The 17,947-nt window shown below is 69.5% G+C and carries 18 protein-coding genes and 1 riboswitch; of the genes, 7 read left to right on the top strand and 11 right to left on the bottom strand.

Annotation, left to right across the window (positions count from 1 at the left end):
• Positions 1-189: 189 nt before the first annotated feature.
• On the top strand, positions 190-720 hold the full coding sequence (locus G6N26_RS15045; RefSeq protein ID WP_083019114.1) for a serine/threonine protein kinase: 531 nt from the start codon (positions 190-192) through the stop codon (positions 718-720).
• A gap of 3 nt (positions 721-723) precedes the next feature.
• Here the strand turns inward: G6N26_RS15045 and G6N26_RS15050 are convergent, their stop codons facing one another.
• From G6N26_RS15050 to thiO, 4 genes are read right to left on the bottom strand one after another with little or no spacing between them, the layout of a single operon-like run.
• Positions 724-1,491: an SGNH/GDSL hydrolase family protein gene (locus G6N26_RS15050; protein ID WP_067167295.1), complete on the bottom strand. Its 768-nt coding sequence runs from the start codon at positions 1,489-1,491 to the stop codon at positions 724-726.
• On the bottom strand, positions 1,488-2,246 hold the full coding sequence (gene thiG / locus G6N26_RS15055; RefSeq protein WP_067167299.1) for a thiazole synthase: 759 nt from the start codon (positions 2,244-2,246) through the stop codon (positions 1,488-1,490). Before thiG ends, G6N26_RS15050 begins: the two co-directional genes overlap by 4 nt.
• On the bottom strand, positions 2,239-2,436 hold the full coding sequence (gene thiS / locus G6N26_RS15060) for a sulfur carrier protein ThiS (RefSeq protein WP_067167302.1): 198 nt from the start codon (positions 2,434-2,436) through the stop codon (positions 2,239-2,241). The genes thiG and thiS overlap by 8 nt, the downstream gene beginning before the upstream one ends.
• Positions 2,436-3,455, bottom strand: coding sequence for a glycine oxidase ThiO (thiO, locus tag G6N26_RS15065; RefSeq protein ID WP_067167324.1), 1,020 nt, complete (start codon positions 3,453-3,455; stop codon positions 2,436-2,438). The genes thiS and thiO overlap by 1 nt, the downstream gene beginning before the upstream one ends.
• Position 3,456: 1 nt before the next feature.
• A riboswitch (TPP riboswitch) is annotated at positions 3,457-3,575 on the bottom strand.
• 36 nt (positions 3,576-3,611) lie between these two features.
• Between thiO and thiE the strand changes: the two genes are divergently transcribed.
• On the top strand, positions 3,612-4,295 hold the full coding sequence (thiE, locus tag G6N26_RS15070) for a thiamine phosphate synthase (RefSeq protein ID WP_067167306.1): 684 nt from the start codon (positions 3,612-3,614) through the stop codon (positions 4,293-4,295).
• Here the strand turns inward: thiE and G6N26_RS15075 are convergent.
• Complete coding sequence (locus G6N26_RS15075; protein ID WP_067167308.1) at positions 4,267-4,899, bottom strand: NUDIX hydrolase; 633 nt, start codon at positions 4,897-4,899, stop codon at positions 4,267-4,269. The genes thiE and G6N26_RS15075 overlap by 29 nt on opposite strands.
• 153 nt (positions 4,900-5,052) lie before the next feature.
• Here G6N26_RS15075 and glnX point away from each other — a divergent pair, with 153 nt between their 5' ends.
• Genes glnX through G6N26_RS15090 form a run of 3 tightly spaced genes read left to right on the top strand, consistent with a single transcriptional unit; the run spans position 5,053 to position 9,649 of the window.
• On the top strand, positions 5,053-6,372 hold the full coding sequence (gene glnX, locus G6N26_RS15080; RefSeq protein ID WP_067167311.1) for a protein kinase G-activating protein GlnX: 1,320 nt from the start codon (positions 5,053-5,055) through the stop codon (positions 6,370-6,372).
• Positions 6,372-7,349 carry a glutamate ABC transporter substrate-binding protein gene (locus G6N26_RS15085; RefSeq protein ID WP_067167313.1) on the top strand — a complete coding sequence of 326 codons (978 nt, stop codon included), beginning with the start codon at positions 6,372-6,374 and terminating at the stop codon, positions 7,347-7,349. Before glnX ends, G6N26_RS15085 begins: the two co-directional genes overlap by 1 nt.
• On the top strand, positions 7,349-9,649 hold the full coding sequence (locus G6N26_RS15090; protein WP_083019116.1) for a serine/threonine-protein kinase PknG: 2,301 nt from the start codon (positions 7,349-7,351) through the stop codon (positions 9,647-9,649). Before G6N26_RS15085 ends, G6N26_RS15090 begins: the two co-directional genes overlap by 1 nt.
• 414 nt (positions 9,650-10,063) lie before the next feature.
• Here G6N26_RS15090 and G6N26_RS15095 read toward each other — a convergent pair whose 3' ends face one another.
• From G6N26_RS15095 to fgd, 3 genes are read right to left on the bottom strand one after another with little or no spacing between them, the layout of a single operon-like run.
• On the bottom strand, positions 10,064-11,215 hold the full coding sequence (locus G6N26_RS15095; protein WP_067167316.1) for an acetate kinase: 1,152 nt from the start codon (positions 11,213-11,215) through the stop codon (positions 10,064-10,066).
• Entirely contained in the window at positions 11,212-13,311 is a 2,100-nt protein-coding gene (pta, locus tag G6N26_RS15100) for a phosphate acetyltransferase (RefSeq protein ID WP_083019117.1), read from the bottom strand. The genes G6N26_RS15095 and pta overlap by 4 nt, the downstream gene beginning before the upstream one ends.
• Before the next feature lie 11 nt (positions 13,312-13,322).
• A complete protein-coding gene (gene fgd / locus G6N26_RS15105; protein ID WP_067170576.1) occupies positions 13,323-14,333 on the bottom strand; it encodes a glucose-6-phosphate dehydrogenase (coenzyme-F420) in 1,011 nt (336 codons plus the stop codon).
• Between the two features lie 209 nt (positions 14,334-14,542).
• Between fgd and G6N26_RS15110 the strand changes: the two genes are divergently transcribed.
• Positions 14,543-15,295, top strand: a complete 753-nt coding sequence (locus G6N26_RS15110) for an MBL fold metallo-hydrolase (protein WP_083019118.1) — start codon at positions 14,543-14,545, stop codon at positions 15,293-15,295.
• 42 nt (positions 15,296-15,337) lie between these two features.
• Here the strand turns inward: G6N26_RS15110 and G6N26_RS15115 are convergent, their stop codons facing one another.
• Genes G6N26_RS15115 through G6N26_RS15125 form a run of 3 tightly spaced genes read right to left on the bottom strand, consistent with a single transcriptional unit; the run spans position 15,338 to position 17,109 of the window.
• The gene (locus tag G6N26_RS15115; RefSeq protein ID WP_067174172.1) at positions 15,338-15,841 is read right to left on the bottom strand and encodes a GNAT family N-acetyltransferase; all 504 of its coding nucleotides are present in this window, start codon (positions 15,839-15,841) and stop codon (positions 15,338-15,340) included.
• 7 nt (positions 15,842-15,848) lie between these two features.
• Positions 15,849-16,730, bottom strand: a complete 882-nt coding sequence (locus tag G6N26_RS15120) for an SAM-dependent methyltransferase (protein WP_067174169.1) — start codon at positions 16,728-16,730, stop codon at positions 15,849-15,851.
• A gap of 7 nt (positions 16,731-16,737) precedes the next feature.
• A complete protein-coding gene (locus G6N26_RS15125; RefSeq protein ID WP_083019119.1) occupies positions 16,738-17,109 on the bottom strand; it encodes a DUF3054 domain-containing protein in 372 nt (123 codons plus the stop codon).
• A gap of 70 nt (positions 17,110-17,179) precedes the next feature.
• Here G6N26_RS15125 and G6N26_RS15130 point away from each other — a divergent pair, with 70 nt between their 5' ends.
• Positions 17,180-17,923 carry an SDR family NAD(P)-dependent oxidoreductase gene (locus G6N26_RS15130; RefSeq protein WP_083019120.1) on the top strand — a complete coding sequence of 248 codons (744 nt, stop codon included), beginning with the start codon at positions 17,180-17,182 and terminating at the stop codon, positions 17,921-17,923.
• Positions 17,924-17,947: the final 24 nt, after the last annotated feature.

A 17,947-nucleotide genomic window follows, 5' to 3' on the forward strand; every position in this document is an offset into this window, starting at 1 on the left:
CGATTAATGCCCGGCCTGAACATCATTCGATATCCAGCGCGGTGAAATGCCCGCAAGCTTGGTTGCCCAGGGCCTTTGGAAGCAAAGGACGAGAAAGGTGCCCACACAGACAATTGCCGCCGGAACGTGTTGCATTACCACGACATAGCCCTACTATCCGTGTTAGCAACGGCCGTTAAGGAGCCATTCATGTCTGATTTCAGCAACGCGCTGAAGGCGGCGATGGCAACCACACTCACGGCCGGGTCCGCGTTAGCGGGCAGCGTCACGGCGGCGGCCGACCCCGCCGGCACCGGCAGCTCGTCGGACATCGACACACTGGCGGCCACGCTGTCGAAAGGCTACGGCCTGAACAACTGCACCGCCCAGAACATCGACCGCGGCACGCAACTAGCCGTACTCACGTGCGGACAAAGCCCCGATCCGAATGGACCGGCACAGGCCAAGTACGTCCTGTTCACCAGCGCCGACAACCTGGCCACCGCGTTTCGGGCCACCATCAAGGAGGACGTCCTGACGCCGTGCGGGGACGCCAACCAGTCGCCGTCCAGCTGGCACAAGGACGGTTCGTCCGCCAGCGCCGGGCAGGCGGCGTGCGGCACGTACCACAACGCCGCCGAGATCATCTGGACGACGGACGCGAAGAACACGCTGAGCTATCTGCGCGCGTCCAACACCGACGTCAACGCGCTCTACCAGTGGTGGCGCACGAACGGCTGACGTTTACAGTTGAGCCGCAATCAAATCCGCGACCGCGCACATCCCGGCGGGGTTCGGGTGCACCGGTGCGGGGCGACCCGGTAGCGGAATGCCGAAGCGCACCGGCAGCGTCGTCCATGGCTCGACCGACCAGGCGTGGTGCTCGCGGCTGGCCGCGGCGGCGCGGATGATTCCGCAGCCGGTCGCCGCGGCGGCGTCGGCCGTCATCCGTTCCAGCACGGCGGCCACGTGCCGGCCCAGGTCGGCGTCCGCCGTCGACAGCGGCGGCGCCGCCGTGCCCGCGGGCGGCAGCATCGTCAGGTAGTCGACGAAGAAGATCCGCGCCCCGGCGGATCGCTGACGCACCGCGCGCCCGACCGCACACAGCGATTCGAACACCGCGTCAAGGGCCTGATTTCGCGCGTCGGGATCGAGCAGTTCGCCGATGCGATCGCCCAGCAGCGGCACCCGCCGCAGCGGGCGCGGCAGCGAGGCCGCCATCAACAGCGGGACGTAGCCGACGTCGTTGCCGCCGATGGTGACGGTGACCAGGTCCTCCGAACCGTCCAGGGCGTCGATTTGCGGCGGCGCGCCGCGTTGACGCTCGGTGAGTAGGTTCGCGGTGGTCGCCCCGGAGAAGGTGACGTCGACCAGGTCGTAACCGTATCGCCCGGCGATCAGATGGGCGTAGTTGCGCGCGGACCGGCCCGACCAGCGCGGGGCGCCCGCGGCGCGCGGTCGGATGCCGGGCCCGGCGGCCATCGAACTGCCCAGCGCGACATACCGTTTCATCGCTGTGGGCTCGAGGCCTGCGCCCAGAACCGCTTCGGGATCCGCCCGGCCCGCCGGGCCAGATAGCCGGCGGTGACGGCGGCCGACATCGCGGCGGCCATCGCGGCGGGATCGGCGGCGCGGGTCACCGCGGACGCCAGCAGCACGGCGTCGCAACCCAATTCCATGGCCAGCGCGGCGTCGCTGGCGGTACCGATGCCGGCGTCGAGCACCACCGGAACGTGGGCCCCGGCGACGATCATCTCGATGTTGTGCGGATTGGTGATGCCCAGCCCGGTCCCGATCGGCGAGCCCAGCGGCATGACCGCCGCACATCCGGCGTCCTCGAGCCGGCGTGCCAGAACCGGGTCATCGTTGGTGTAGGGCAGGACGACGAACCCGTCGTCGACCAATTGCTCTGCTGCCCGGACCAATTCGACCGCGTCGGGCAGCAGTGTGCGCTCGTCGGCGATCACTTCGAGCTTGATCCAGTTGGTATTCAACGCCTCGCGCGCCAACTGCGCCGTGAGCACCGCCTCGGCGGCACCGCGGCATCCCGCGGTGTTGGGCAGCGGCGTGATGCCCAGCCGGTTGAGCAGATCGAGCAGCCCGGTGCCGCCCTCGGCGTCGACCCGGCGGATCGCGACGGTGGTCAGTTCCGTGCCCGACGCGACCAGGGCCTCTTCCAGCACTGCGAGGTTGCTCGCTCCCCCGGTTCCCATGATGAGCCGCGAGGCGAAGCTGCGGTCCGCGATGGTCAGTTTCGAGTCAGCCACCTTGCACCGCCGTCACCACCTCGAGTCGGGCGCCGTCGGAAAGCTCTGTCGCCCAGCGTGATCGCGGCAGCACCGCGTCGTCCATCGCCACGGCGACGCCGCGGTCGGGGAAGCCGAGCGACTCGAGCAGCGCGGACACCGTGGTGCGCGCGTCGACGTCGACCCTTTTCTCGTTCACCAGGACAATCATCAATGTGCTCCCACCGGTGCCAGTTCGGAAACGATCTGTTCTGCCGTCCACGGCGCCAACAGGAACCCCGACCGGCCATGGCCGGCGGCGACCAGCGTGCGCTCGTCCAGGCGATGCACCAACGGCAGATTGTCGGGTGTCATCGGGCGCAGGCCGGCGCCGCACTCGGCCAGTTCGTATTCACCCAGGGCCGGCAGCACCGCGCACGCGTCGTCGAGAAGGTCACGCACGCCGGAGACGACCGGGGCAGTGTCGCGCCCGTGCTCGTATTGGGTGGCGCCGACCACGACCCCGTCCGCGCGCGGCACCAGGTAAACCTGCCGGCCGTGCACCCGGGCGCGAATAACCCGCCGCGGCAACGGCATACAGCCTTTTCGCCACCGCAGTCGCAGCACCTCGCCCTTGACCGGGCGCACCGGCAGCCCGGGCCACAACGCCGGAGCGTCGATGCCGTTGGCGATCACCACCGCGTCGGCCTCGACCGCCGACAGGTCGTGAACCGGCGGTGCCCACCGCACCCCGAGCCGCTCGCACTCCGTCTCCAGCGCGTCGAGCACTGCCCGGTTGTCCACGGCCAGCTCGGTGGGCGCCCGAAAGCCATGGCGGATGCCCTGCGCCAGTAGGGGTTCCACGTCGCGGGCGGCCGACTCCCAGACCACGGGATGTCCTTGCGCGGACAACCAGTCCGCAACGGTGCGCAGGTCGGCGGCGTCGGCGCGGTCGACGGCCACCACCAGCGACTCGCGGGCGGTGACCACCCCCGCCGGCAGCCCGTCGAGGAAACCGCCCTCGCGCCACAGCCGCAAGGATTCCAGGCCCAGCCGCAACAACCGCTCTTCGCCCGGCCAGCCTTCGCTGTGCGGGGCCAGCATGCCGCCGGCGACCCAGGACGCGCCCCGCTCTCCGCTGCGGTGCACCCGCACCGACCAGCCGGCCCCCGCGGCGCGGCGCGCGACCGCCAGCCCGATGACGCCGCCGCCGATGACGGCGAGCGACCCCAGCGGTGGCCCCGAGGGCATCCCGGTCATTGTCGAGCCTCCCTTCGCCGGCATGATCCGGATCAGGTGTGACGGTAAGGGCAGGTCCTTGCGGCTGTGCCCACTCTCAGCCCCGCTCCCGGGACTCCCGTGTCTGGTAGTTCTCTGCGCTCCACGCTAGCGCGCTAGCGTCTCGGTGTGCACCGTCCCTTTGACACACGGCTCTCCCGCCTCGCCACTGCGCGGCTGTATCTGTGCACCGACGCGCGCCGCGAACGCGGCGACCTGGCCGAGTTCGCCGACGCCGCCCTGGCCGGCGGGGTGGACATCATCCAGCTGCGCGACAAGGGGTCGGCCGGGGAGCAGCGGTTCGGGCCGCTGGAGGCGCGCGAGGAGCTTGCCGCGTGCGAGATCCTGGCCGACGCCGCCCGCCGGCACGGCGCCCTGTTCGCAGTCAACGACCGCGCCGACATCGCCCGCGCGGCCGGCGCCGACGTGCTGCACCTCGGGCAGGGCGATCTGCCGCTGGCCGTCGCGCGCGACGTCGTCGGGCCGGAGGTGCTGCTCGGCGCGTCTACCCACAGCGCCGACCAGGCCGCCGCGGCGGCGCGCGGGGCGGCGGACTACTTCTGCGTCGGACCCTGTTGGCCGACGCCCACCAAGCCGGACCGCGAGGCCCCGGGTCTGGGACTCGTGCGCGCCGCCGCCGAGTTCGGGACCGAGAAACCGTGGTTCGCGATCGGCGGCATCGACGCGCAGCGGCTGCCCGAGGTGCTCGACTCCGGCGCCCGCCGCGTCGTGGTGGTGCGCGCGATCACCGCGGCGTCCGACCCGCAGGCCGCGGCGCGGCTGCTCAGTTCGGCGCTGGCAGCAGCGAGCTGATCCGGCGGGTCAGCTGCGAGGGCACCTCGTCGGCGTCGCCGGGCATGCACCACACGAAGACGCCGGCGTCGACCTCGATCGTGCGGGGCAGGTACTGGCGCCGTTCGTCGCCGTGGCCCAGCGGCACCAGCGCCGTCGCGGTGCGCAGCCGTTGCCAGCTGGCCGCGAAGCCGGGATGGAGCGGCAGGTCGGCGACCTCGTCCTCGGCCACCCAGCGCATTTCGGCGCTTTCCCGGTTGGGGACGGTGTGCAGTAACTCGTCGGCGTCGGCGACGACGGTGGTGTAGCTCCACTGGGTGCCGCCGATCCCGGCGACCTCGGCGGTGACCAGCGTCGCGCGCACCGCGAGCCGATCGGCGAGCAGCCCGGCCTCTTCGTTCGCTTCGCGGACAGCCGTCTGCTCGGCCGTTTCGTGACTGTCCCGGGCCCCGCCCGGCAGCCCCCAGGTTCCGCCCTGATGGCTCCACACCGCCCGGTGTTGCAGCAGCACCGCGGGCGTGCCGTCGGGTCGCGGGGCGCGCAGCAGAAGACCGGCGGCGCCGTATCGGCCCCAGTAATGGGCGCCGCGCTCCGAAATCACCCAACCGTCGCCGTCGCCCTGCACGGATCAAGGATAGGCAGACTTGGTTGCGGGCGGTCGTCGGCGCGTCGGCAATTGCGTCGGCCTCCACCCATCCACCCGAACATGCTCTTAGACTTCGCTTATAGAGGTCCGTGCAGCGAAATCTAGTGGCCAAGAGATGAGGGCTGATCAGACGTGACGGTTGAGCTGGCGCACCCGTCGACCGAGCCGCAGGGATCGCGGTCACCGGCCGAACCAGCCCATCCCCGCTGGTGGTTCATCTCGACGACGCCGGGCCGCATCCTGACCATCGGCATCGTCCTGGCCGCCCTCGGCGGAGTCAGCGCCTTCGCCACCTCGACCACCATCAACCACCGGCAACAGGTGCTCACCACGGTGCTCAACCACACCGAGCCGCTGTCGTTCGCCGCCGGGCGGCTCTACACCACGCTGTCGGTGGCCGACGCCGCGGCGGCCACCGCATTCATCGCCGAAGCCGAACCGCCGCCCGTGCGGCAGCGCTACGAGCAGGCCATCACCGACGCGGCCGTGGCCGTGACCAGGGCGTCCAGCGGGCTCACCGACGAACCGCAGGTGCAACTGCTGGGCCGGATCAACGCCCAGCTGGCCGTCTACACCGGGCTGATCGAAATCGCCCGAACCAACAACCGCGCGGGCAACCCGGTCGGTTCGTCGTACCTGTCGGAGGCGTCGGGGCTGATGCAGTCGACAATCCTGCCCGACGCGGCGCGGCTCTACCGGGCCACCTCGGAGCGGGTGGACGGGGAAACCACCGCCTCGACCCAGATCCCGGCGCCGGTCATCCTGGTAGTCGCCACCACCGTCGTCTTCGGCGCGTTCTCGCATCGCTGGCTGGCCCGGCGCACCCGACGCCGCATCAACCCGGGCCTGGTCGTGGGCGCGCTCGCTATTCTCGTCATGGTGGTGTGGGTCGGGACTGCGCTAACCATCTCTACGACGGCGAGCCGTAGCGCGAAGGACACCGCCGCGGAATCCCTCAAGACCGTCACCAACGTCGCGATCACCGCCCAGCAGGCGCGCGCCGACGAGACGCTGTCGCTGATCCGCCGCGGGGACGAAGAGAAGCGCAAGCAGTCGTTCTATCAGCGCATCGACTCGATGCACCGCCAGCTCGACCAGTACATGTCCCGCAGCGACGCCGTGGACAAACCCGATCTCGAAGGCGCCGATCAGCTGCTGTTGCGCTGGCGTCAGGCCAACGACCGGATCAGCTCCTACATCTCGGTGGGGAACTACCGCGCGGCCACCCAGGTCGCGCTGGGCAGCAGCGAGGAAGATTCCACCCCGGCGTTCGACAAGCTCGAAGACGAGCTGGTCAAGGCCATGGACCAGGGCCGCATCCACCTGCGCAACGACGTCATCAACGCGCGCAGCGGGCTGTCCGGCGCCCAGGTGGGCGGCGTAGTGCTGAGCCTCGGGGCGGCCATCGCGGTGGCGCTGGGCCTCTGGCCGCGGCTGAAAGAGTATCGATAATGGTCCGCCTGCCTTTGCTGCGCCGGGCGGCCACCGTCGCCGCCACGGTTGTCGTGCTGGCGGGCTGTGGGCACACGGAATCGCTGCACGTGGCCAGCGTCCCGACATTGCCGCCGCCGACCCCGGTGGGCATGGAACAACTACCGCCGCAGCCGCCGCTGCCGCCCGACGGCCCCGACCAGGACTGCGACCTGACGGCCAGCCTGCGGCCCTTCCCCACCAAGGCCGAGGCCGACGCCGCGGTCGCCGACATCCGCGCGCGGGGCAGGCTGATCGTCGGGCTCGACATCGGCAGCAACCTGTTCAGCTTCCGCGACCCGATCACCGGCGAGATCACCGGCTTCGACGTCGACCTGGCCGGCGAGATCGCCCGCGACATCTTCGGCGCGCCATCCCACGTCGAGTACCGGATCCTGTCGTCGGACGAGCGGGTCACCGCGCTGCAGCGCGGCGAGGTCGACGTCGTCGTCAAGACGATGACCATCACCTGCGACCGGCGCAAGCTGGTGAACTTCTCTACCGTCTATCTCGACGCCAACCAGCGCATCCTCGCCCCGCGCGACTCGTCGATCGTCAAGGTGAGCGACCTGTCCGGCAAACGCGTCTGCGTGGCCAAGGGCACCACCTCGCTGCACCGCATCCGCCAGATCGCCCCGCCGCCGGTCATCGTGTCGGTGGTGAATTGGGCCGACTGCCTGGTCGCGATGCAGCAGCGCGAGATCGACGCCGTCAGCACCGACGACTCGATCCTGGCCGGTCTCGTCGAAGAGGACCCCTACCTGCACATCGTCGGGCCCAACATGGCCACCCAGCCCTACGGCATCGGCGTCAACCTGAACAACACTGCGTTGGTGCGGTTCGTCAACGGCACGCTGGAAAGGATCCGCCGCGACGGCACGTGGAACACGTTGTACCGCAAGTGGTTAACCGTGCTGGGCCCCGCACCGGCCCCGCCCACACCGAGGTATCTGGACTGATGGCCGAGCCGGATAAGCCATCCGAGCAGCCGGAATCCGGCTCAGACGACGTGGCAGACGTGGCAGACGTGAACCCCGGCACCCAGCCGGCGGAGGTTCAGACCGGCGCCTCGACGGGGCGGCTGCAGGCCACGCAGGCGCTGTTCCGGCCCGACTTCGACGATGACGACGACGACGACTTTCCGCACATCTCGCTGGGCGCGCTGGACACCGACACCCCCGATCGCATGACGGTGGCGACGCGGGCACTGCCGGCGGTCCGGCAACTCGGCGGTGGGCTCGTCGAGATCCCCCGGGGACGCGACATCGACCCGCGCGAAGCGCTGATGACCAACCCGGTGGTACCCGAGTCCAAGCGCTTCTGCTGGAACTGCGGGAAGCCGGTGGGCCGGTCCAGCAAGAAGGACAAGGGCGCGTCAGAGGGTTGGTGCCCGGCCTGTGGCAGCCCGTATTCGTTTCTGCCGCAACTCAATCCCGGTGACATCGTCGCGGGCCAGTACGAGGTCAAGGGCTGCATCGCACACGGCGGGCTGGGCTGGGTGTATCTGGCCGTCGACAAAAACGTCAACGACCGGCCCGTCGTGCTCAAAGGCCTGGTCCACTCCGGCGATGCGGAGGCGCAGGCGATCGCGATGGCCGAACGGCAGTTTCTCGCCGAGGTGGTCCACCCACAGATCGTGCAGATCTTCAACTTCGTCGAACACAAGGACCAGCACGGCAATCCGGTCGGCTACATCGTCATGGAGTACGTCGGCGGGCAGTCGCTCAAGCACGGCAAGGGCGAGAAGCTTCCCGTCGCCGAGGCGATCGCCTACTTGCTGGAAATCCTGCCCGCGCTGAGCTATCTGCACTCTATCGGCCTGGTCTACAACGACCTGAAGCCAGAGAACATCATGCTCACCGAGGAGCAGCTCAAACTCATCGACCTGGGCGCGGTGTCGCGGATCAATTCGTTCGGATACCTGTATGGCACACCGGGTTTCCAGGCGCCGGAGATCGTGCGCACCGGCCCGACGGTCGCCACCGACATCTACACGGTGGGGCGCACGCTGGCGGCACTCACGCTCAACCTGCGCACCCGCAACGGCCGCTACGTCGACGGCCTGCCCGAGCACGACCCGGTCCTGAGCACCTACGACTCGTTTCACCGGTTACTGCGCCGCGCAACCGATCCCGACCCGCGCCGCCGGTTCGCCAGCACCGAGGAGATGTCGGCGCAGTTGATCGGCGTGCTGCGCGAGGTGGTCGCGCACGATAGCGGCGTGCCGCGGCCGGGCCTGTCGACGATCTTCTCCCCCAGCCGCTCGACGTTCGGGGTGGACCTGCTGGTCGCGCACACCGACGTGTACCTGGACGGGCAGGTGCATTCGGAGAAGCTGACGGCCCGCGAGATCGTCACCGCTTTGCAAGTGCCGCTGGTCGATCCGGCCGATGTCGCCGCATCCGTGCTGCAGGCGACGGTGTTGTCGCAGCCGGTGCAGACCCTGGACTCGTTGCGCGCGGCCCGGCACGGGACGCTGGACGCCGACGGCGCCGAGCTGTCCGAGTCCGTCGAGCTACCGCTGATGGAGGTGCGAGCGCTGCTGGATCTCGGCGACGTCGCCAAGGCCACCCGCAAGCTCGAGGACTTGGCCGAGCGGGTCGGTTGGCAATGGCGGCTGGTCTGGTACAAGGCCGTCGCCGACCTTCTCACCGGCGACTACGATTCGGCCACAACGCATTTCATCGAGGTACTTGACACGTTCCCGGGTGAGCTCGCACCCAAGCTGGCGTTGGCCGCCACCGCCGAGCTCGCGGGCGACGTCGATGAGCACAAGCACTACGAGACGGTGTGGAAGACCAACGACGGCGTGATCTCGGCGGCGTTCGGGTTGGCCAGATCGCTGTCCGCGGAAGGCGATCGGTCCGCCGCGGTGCGCACGCTGGATGAGGTGCCCGCCACCTCCCGCCACTTCACCACCGCGCGCCTGACGAGCGCGGTGACGCTGTTGTCCGGCCGGACCAAGAGCGAGATCAGCGAAGAGGACATCCGGGACGCGGCGCGACGGGTGGAGGCGCTGCCGCCCACCGAGCCCCGCGTGCTGCAGATCCGCGCGCTGGTGCTGGGCTGCGCGATGGACTGGCTGGAGGACAACAAGGCCAGCACCAATCACATCCTGGGCTTCCCGTTCACCGAGCACGGGCTGCGGCTCGGCGTCGAGGCGGCGCTGCGCAATCTGGCGCGCGTCGCCCCCACGCAGCGGCACCGTTACGAACTGGTCGACATGGCCAACCGGGTGCGGCCCACGAGCACGTTCTGAGGGTTTGCGGGCTTTCGCGCCTTCGCACCTTTCGCCGGTCTTCGCCGGTCTTCGCCGGTCTTCGCCGGTCTTCGCCGGTCTTTCGCCGGTTGAGTGTGAATCCTGGGCTTTCAGTGTGAACACCGGGCGGCGACACGGCGAAAAATCCCGCCATAGGTTCACACTGAAAGCCCCGAGTTCACAGTCGATTTCGCCAGAGCCTCGCGAACCCGGCGGACGATACCGGCCGGCCGGTCCTCCGCGACCACCCGGACGACGACCCACCAACACCAGGCGGTATCCCGCCCGCAGCTGGCGGCGATTCAGCCTTCCCGAGGCCAGCGCCTCGCTGCCGATGAACGGCTCTTGGGTCATGCCGCGAACCATCGCACACCCGCGAGGGACCGCGCGTGCGGCTGCGCACAGGGTGAACCGCTAAGACGCCAGCACGTTCACGCAGTCGCGGGCGATGGCGAGTTCTTCGTTGGTCGGGATCACCAGCACGGCGATCGGCGAATCGTCGGCGGAGATCTGCCGCGCACCCTTGCCCCCGCCGAGGTTACGGCGCTCGTCGAGCACGATGCCCAGCTCCTCCATGCCCGCGACCGCATCGCGGCGCACCGCCGCGTCGTTCTCGCCGATCCCGGCGGTGAAGCTGATGACGTCGGTGTGCCCCAGCACGGCCAGGTAGGCGCCGACGTACTTGCGCAGCCGATGCGTGAACACGCTGTAAGCCAATTGCGCTGACTCGTCACCGGATTCGATCATCGTCCGCAGCCGGCGGAAGTCGCGCTCGCCGGACAGACCCAGCACCCCGGACCGCTGATTGAGCATGGTCTCGACGTCGTCGACGCCCATCTCGGCCGTGTGGGACAGGTAGCTGACGACGCTGGGATCGATGTCCCCGCTACGGGTGCCCATCACCAGCCCCTCCAGCGGCGTGAGGCCCATCGAGGTGTCGAGCGGGCGGGTGCCGGCGATCGCCGAGGCCGAGCAGCCGTTACCCAGATGCAGCACAATCTGTTTCAGGTCGCCGGGCGAGCGGTCCAGGAAGGCGGCGGCCTGCTCGCCGACGTAGCGGTGCGAGGTGCCGTGGAACCCGTACCGGCGGATCTGATACCGCTGCGCCAGCTCGCGGTCGATGGCGTAGGTCGCGGCCGCGGGCGGCAGGTCGTGGAAGAACCCGGTGTCGAAGACCGCGATGTGCGGGATCTCGGGCAGCAGCCGTCGCGCGACCTCGATCCCCTTGAGCGCGGGCGGATTGTGCAGCGGCGCGAGGTTCGACAGTTCACCGAGCCGGGCGATCACCGCGTCGTCCAGCGGCGTGGGGTCATAGAAGGTGTTGCCGCCGTGCACCACTCGATGACCCACCGCGACGACGCCGGATGTCTTCAGGTCGATGCCGTCGTCGGCCAACGCGTCGAACGCGCGCCGCAGCGCCGCGTCGTGATCGGCAACCGGCGACCCCGCCTCGCCGATCCGCTCCACCAGGCCCGTCGAAAGTGCCGTGCCCGAATCGGGATCGACCAGCTGAAACTTCAGGGATGACGATCCTGAGTTGATCACCAGCACCAAGCGAGCGGTCATGGGATTCCCTGCGCCTGAATCGCCGTGATGGCAACGGTGTTCACGATGTCCTCCACCAGCGCACCCCGCGACAGGTCGTTCACCGGCCTGCGCAGGCCCTGCAGCACGGGTCCGATGGCCAGGGCTCCGGCGCTGCGCTGCACGGCCTTATAGGTGTTGTTGCCGGTGTTGAGGTCGGGGAAGATCAGCACCGTGGCACGCCCGGCCACCGGCGAGTCGCGCAGCTTGGTGGCCGCGACCGAGGGTTCGATCGCCGCGTCGTACTGGATGGGACCCTCGACCGGCAGGTCGGGGTTACGCTGGCGCACCAATTGCGTTGCCGTCCTGACCTTGTCGACGTCGGCGCCGGTTCCGGAGTCGCCGGTCGAGTAGGACAGCATCGCGACACGCGGCTCGATCCCGAACTGTGCGGCGGTGCGCGCAGAGGAAATCGCGATGTCGGCCAGCTGCTCGGGTGTCGGGTTGGGGATGATGGCGCAGTCGCCGTAGGCCAGGACACGATCGGGCAGGCACATCAAGAAGATGCTGGACACCGTGGACACGTCCGGGACGGTCTTGATGATCTCGAACGCCGGCCGCACGGTGTGCGCGGTGGTGTGCGCGGCACCGGACACCATGCCGTCGACCATCCCGTTGTGCACCATCATGGTTCCGAAATACGTTGTGTCACGCATGATCTCGCGGGCTTGCTCGACGCTGACACCCTTCGCCTTGCGCAACTGTGCGTACTGGTCGGCGAACTCGTCGCGCAGCCGGCTGGCGCGCGGATCGATCACGGTCACGTCGGCCAGATCGACCCCGAGTTCGCCCGAGCGCTGGCGGATTTGGGCCTCGTCGCCCAGGATGGTCAGGTCCGCGACGCGGCGCTGCAGCACGCGCCCGGCGGAGCGCAGGATGCGGTCGTCGTCGCCCTCGGGCAGCACGATGTGCTTGCGATCCGAACGCGCCTGCAGCGTCAGCTGATAGATGAACATCTGCGGCGTCGTCACGGTGGGGATCGGAATGGCCAGCTGCGCCAGCAGATCGGTGACGTCGACGTGGCGGTCCATCAGCTCGAGCGCGGTGTCGATCTTGCGCTGCGACGCCGCCGTGACCCTGCCCCGGGCGGAGGCCGCCGCGCTGGCCGTGTCGTAGGTGCCCAGCGCGGTGGCGACGATGGGAAGCCGCAGCCGCAGCCCGGCGACCAGGGCTGCGATGGACGTGTGCAGTTCGAAGCCGCCGTTGAGGACGATGCACGACAAGGACGGAAAGCCTTCCGCCGCATGGGCGCTGGCGACGGCGAGCACCACGTCGGAGCGATCACCGGGGGTGATGACCGCCATGCCGTCGCGCATCCGCTCCAGCACATGGTCGGCGGTCATCCCGGCGACCATCACGCCGGTCACCTCGCGCTCGCGCAGTGACTCTTCGCCGCTGACCGGCGTTCCCCGCACCGCGTTTTGCAGTTCGGCCACTGTCGGCGCCGACAACAGCGGTTCGTCGGGCAGCACGTAGCTGCGCAAGGCCGACGGGCGCAGCGCCTCGTCCAACTTCTTTCGGATGGCGTCCAGCTCGGCGGGTTCGCAGCGGTTGGCCACCACAGCCGCGGTGTGGGCGTGTTGGGCGTCGAGCTCGGCGAGGCAGACCTTGACGACGTCGGCCACCTCACCGGCGGTCCGGCCCTTGCCGCTGACCGTCAGCAGGAGCGGCGCGCCGAGGTTGACCGCGATGCGCGCGTTGGTGGACAGCTCCGCGGGCCGGACCGCCTGTCCGAGTTCGGAATAGTCACTGCCGACGATCACCACGACGTCGCACTGCTCGGCGACGGCGTGGTAGGCGTCGACAATCGCGGCGATCGCCGCGTCATCGTCGGCGTGCAGCTGCTGGTAGGTGACGCCCACGCATTGCTCGTACGACAGGTCCGCCGTGGTGCGCGAGAGCAGCAGTTCCAGGATGTAGTCGCGGTCTCCGTCGGCAGAGCGCGTAATGGGCCGGAACACACCGACTTTCGCCACCGTCGCGGTCAGCCGGTGCAGCAGGCCCAGCGCGATCGTCGACTTCCCGGTCTCCGGCTCGGGCGCGGCGATGTAGATTGCCGTTGCGGAGCCCGAGGCCACCCGTCCGCCCCTCAGGCCAGCCGCCGCAGCCGCGGCGCCAGGTCCTTCTCGAAGAGGTCCAGGAAACGGCGCTGGTCGTGACCGGGCGCGTGGAACACCAGGTGGTTAAGGCCCCACTTCACATACTGGCCGACCTTCTCCACGGCCTCGTCGGGATCGGATGCCACGATCCAGCGCTTGGCGACCTGTTCGATCGGCAGCGCGTCGGCGGCCTTCTCCATTTCGATCGGGTCGTCGATGCTGTGCTTCTGCTCGGCGGTCAGTGACAGGGGCGCCCAGAACCGGGTGTTCTCCAGCGCCAGTTTGGGATCGGGGTCATAGGAGATCTTGATCTCGATCATCTTGTCGATGTCGTCGACGTTGCGCTCGTTGATCGCCGCGCCCTCCTTGACGGCGGGCATCAGCTTGTCCTTGTACAGCTCCTCGCCCTTGCCCGAGGTGCAGATGAAGCCGTCGCCGGCGCGCCCGGCGTACTTGGCCACCGCCGGGCCCCCGGCCGCGACGTAGATCGGGACCCCACCCTCGGGCACGTCGTAGATCGAGGCACCCTTGAGCCGGTAATACTCGCCGTCGAAGTCGACGCGGTCACCGCGCCACAGTTCGCGCATCAATCGCACCGACTCGCGCAGCCGGGCGAAGCGTTCCTTGAACTCGGGCCAGTCGCCCTCGTATCCCGTGGCGATCTCGTTCAGCGCCTCGCCGGTGCCGACCCCGAGGAAGATGCGATCCGGGTACAGGCAGGCCATGGTGGCGAAGGCCTGCGCGATGACGGCCGGGTTGTAGCGGAAGGTCGGGGTGAGCACCGAGGTGCCCAGCGTGATCCGCTTGGTGCGTTCGCCGACCGCGGTCATCCAGGCCAGCGAGAACGGCGCGTGCCCGCCCTCGTGCCGCCACGGCTGGAAATGGTCACTGACGGTTGCGCTGTCCATGCCGTGACCTTCGGCGGCGACGGCAAGCTCGACGAGCTCACGCGGTGCAAATTGTTCGGCGGACGCTTTGTATCCGAGTTTCAGTTCAGCCACCCGTTCTTTCTACTCCTGTCCTGAGGGTCGCGACCCGCCGCGCCCGACTACGCCGCGCTTGCGATCGCTCCGGTCCTGAGGGTCGCGACCCGCCGCGCCCGGCTACGCCGAGCTTGCGATCGCTCCGGGCCTGAGGGTCGCGACCCGCCGCGCCCGGCTACGCCGCGCTTGCGATCGCTCCGGGCAGCGACGCTCCTACACTCGCGGGCATGGGACCGGCGCCAACACTTGTTCACGTCACCGACACGGTGCACCTCGCCCGGGGCGACGCCGTCAACTGGACGATCGTCGCGGATACCGCCGGCGTGATCCTGATCGATGCCGGCTATCCCGGGGACCGCGCCGACGTGCTGGCGTCGCTGCGCGAGCTGGGCTTCGACGCCGGCGACGTGCGCGCCATCCTGCTCACCCATGCCCACATCGACCACCTGGGCTCGGCGATCTGGTTCGCCAACGAATACGGCACCGACGTGTACTGCCACGCCGACGAGGTCGGTCACGCCAAGCGCGAATACCTAGAGCAGGCCTCCGTTTTCGATGTGGCCCTGCGCATCTGGCGGCCACGCTGGGCGGCGTGGGGACTGCACGTGGTGCGCAGCGGCGGCCTGAACCGCGAGGGCATCCCGTCGACGCGGCCGCTGACCGCCGACGTGGCCGCCGCTCTGCCCGGGCATCCGATGGCCGTTTTCACCCCCGGGCACACCAGCGGGCACTGCTCGTATGTGGTCGACGGGGTCCTGGTCAGTGGCGACGCCCTGATCACCGGCCACCCCCTGCTCAAGCACGACGGGCCGCAGCTGCTGCCGGAGGTGTTCAGCCACAGCCAGCAGAATTCGCTGCGCAGCCTGGACGCGTTGGCCCTGCTTGACACCGAGGTGTTGCTGCCCGGGCACGGCGACGTGTGGCGCGGCCCGATCCGCGAAGCCACCGCCCGGGCCATCTCGCTGGCCAGTGGTGGGTGAAATCGCATCGCCGGTCGGCGGTGAAACCCGTTGCGACGCTGGCTATGCCAGCCACTTCTCGAAGGCGATCGGGATGAACGGCCCCCAGGACGGCAGCGGGTCTGGAGTCACCCGGGTATAGCCCGTCGCGTCGTAGAGCGCCTCGGCCTCGGGCTGCCGGTTGCCGGTGATCAAGTAGAGCCGCCGGTACCCGCGCGCCAGCGTTTCGGCCTCCAGCGCGACCAGCAATGCCCGCGCATAGCCGCGGCGCCGGTGGGCGGCGTCCGTCCAGATCCGCTTGAGTTCGGCGGTGTGGGCGTCGTAGCGGCGAAACGCGCCGCCGGTCACGGGCACGCGGCCCACCACGCCGATCAGCAACCCGCCGTCCGGCGCAGCCAACTCGGCCTCGGGCACGGGCAGCCAGGACAGGTGCGTGCTCGGTGTGCCGCCGTACCGCTCGGCGTATTCGACGGCCAATTCGGCCAGCAGGGGTTGTGCCAGCGGGTCGTCGTGGGTGGCCGAGACGAACCGCAGCTGGCCGTCTGGGGCAATGGATTCCGGCATCATCGAAAGCTCAAACGCGTGTCGCGGTGACATATTCCGGGATGAACTCCGCGTCGCCGCGCCCGGTGCGCCGCCGCCTTCCCAACCCCATGGTGCGCAGTAGGTCGGCGATGTCGCTCCCGCGTGTCTCCCAGCCGTGGTTCTCCAAATACTCAGGGACGTAGTGGTATTCGCCCGGATAGGTCAGGCTGGCCAGATCGACGTCGAGGCCGCGGCGCCGCCAGCCGTCGACAAAGGCGCGTTCGGCCCCCAGCTGCAACGGATTCCAGGTGGGCATGTGGTCGGCGGCCAGCCGGCTGCCGCGGGCGCTCGCCGCGGTGACCTCGTGCAGCAGCCGGCTCTGCTCCTGGGGCGGCAGATACCCGACCAGCAACTGCTCGGCCACCCACACCGTGGGCTGTGCCGCGTCAAAACCCACCCGCCGCAAGGCCGCCGGCCAATCGTGGCGCAGGTCGATGCCGACCGCGCAGCGGTTGGTGGCCAGGGTGGCGTCCAGCCCGCGCAGCACGCCGGACTTGAAGTCGAGCACCTGCGGCCGGTCGATCTCGTAGACCGTCGTCCCCCGCGGCCACCACAGCCGGTACGCCCGGGTGTCCAGGCCCGACGCCAGGATCACCACCTGGCGGATGCCCGCCCTGCCCGCGTCGGCCAGGAATTCGTCCACGAAGCGAGTGTGCGCCGCCAGCGCGTCCATCAGCGCCGTCATCGCCGGGTCGTCGCCGTCGTCGGCCGCGAACACGTGGTCCTTGATCGCCCGGGTGAGGTAGTCGATCCCGACGGCGCACAGCAGCGGCTCGGCGAACGGATCGTTCAGCAGCCCCTTGTCGGTGGCCACGGCCCGCGCGGCGGCGCCGAACGTCGCGGTCACCTCCACGTCGGCCGTCGGTGCCATCGCGCGCTCAGACGCCGGAGCGGCGCCGCAGGGTCAGCCCGACGGCCACTCGCCAGCCCAGCAACAACAACGCGGTGACCGTCGTCGCCACCACGACGAAACTGGCGGCCACCCCCGCAGCGGTCGCCTTGCGCAGCACCATGCCGACGACCACGGTCGACAGCCAGACGACGACCCCGGTGGGCGCCACGACGGTGGGCCGCCGCCAGCCGCGTGCGGCCAGCCAACCGATCGCGGTGCCGGTGAGAAACGGCCATGCCGTCGCGGCGACGCCGGTGACATTGAGCCCTTCGTCGTGGCTGCGGCGCCCCACGGCGCAGAACACCAGCACGCCGACGACGTCCACGGCGAGCCAGCCCAGCCACCGGAGCCTAAGCATGCAGCGAGACTACCGGGCAGGGCCGACGATCCTTGACCCGGCGACCGCGGTGAACCTAGATTCGTCAGCAATGAATACTCATTCACCGGACCTCGCGGTGGTCACCGGCGCCGGTTCCGGCATCGGCAGGGCGATCGCGCTGGGACTCGCCACCCGCGGCGACCGCGTCGTGGCCGCCGACCTCGACGAGGCAGCCGCCTCGGCCACCGCCGACGAACACCCCGACCTGATCACCGCGCTGCCGGTGGACGTGGCCGATCCCGAGCAAGTCGGCGCGCTGCGGGATCGCATCCACGCCGATCTCGGGGTGCCCAACGTCGTCGTCAACGCCGCCGGATGGGACCGCACCGACCAATTCCTCAACGCCACAGCGGAATTCGCGCAGAAGGTGGTCGCCATCAACTACCTGGGGCCAGTGCATATCTGCTCGGCATTCCTGCCGGGGATGATCGAGACGCACGGCGGCGGGCGCGTGGTCAACCTGGCCAGCGACGCCGGCCGGGTGGGCAGCGCGGGCGAGAGCATCTACGCCGGCGCCAAGGGCGGGGTGATCGCGCTGACCAAGTCGCTGGCCCGCGAGATGGCGCGCCACCAGATCACGGTCAACTGCGTATGCCCCGGACCCACCGACACGCCGCTGTTTCACGCACAGCCCGAGAAGCTGAAGGAAGCCCTGGTCAAGGCGATCCCCTTTCGCCGCCTGGCTCGGCCCGACGAGGTCGCCGCGCCGGTGTTGTTCTTCGCGTCGGAGGCCGCCTCGTTCATCACCGGACAGGTGATCAGCGTCAGCGGCGGCCTGACGATGGCCGGTTGAGGGCCGGCTAGTGGCAGGCTGACT

This window comes from Mycobacterium marseillense (genome assembly GCF_010731675.1).
Classification (GTDB): Bacteria; Actinomycetota; Actinomycetes; order Mycobacteriales; family Mycobacteriaceae; genus Mycobacterium; species Mycobacterium marseillense.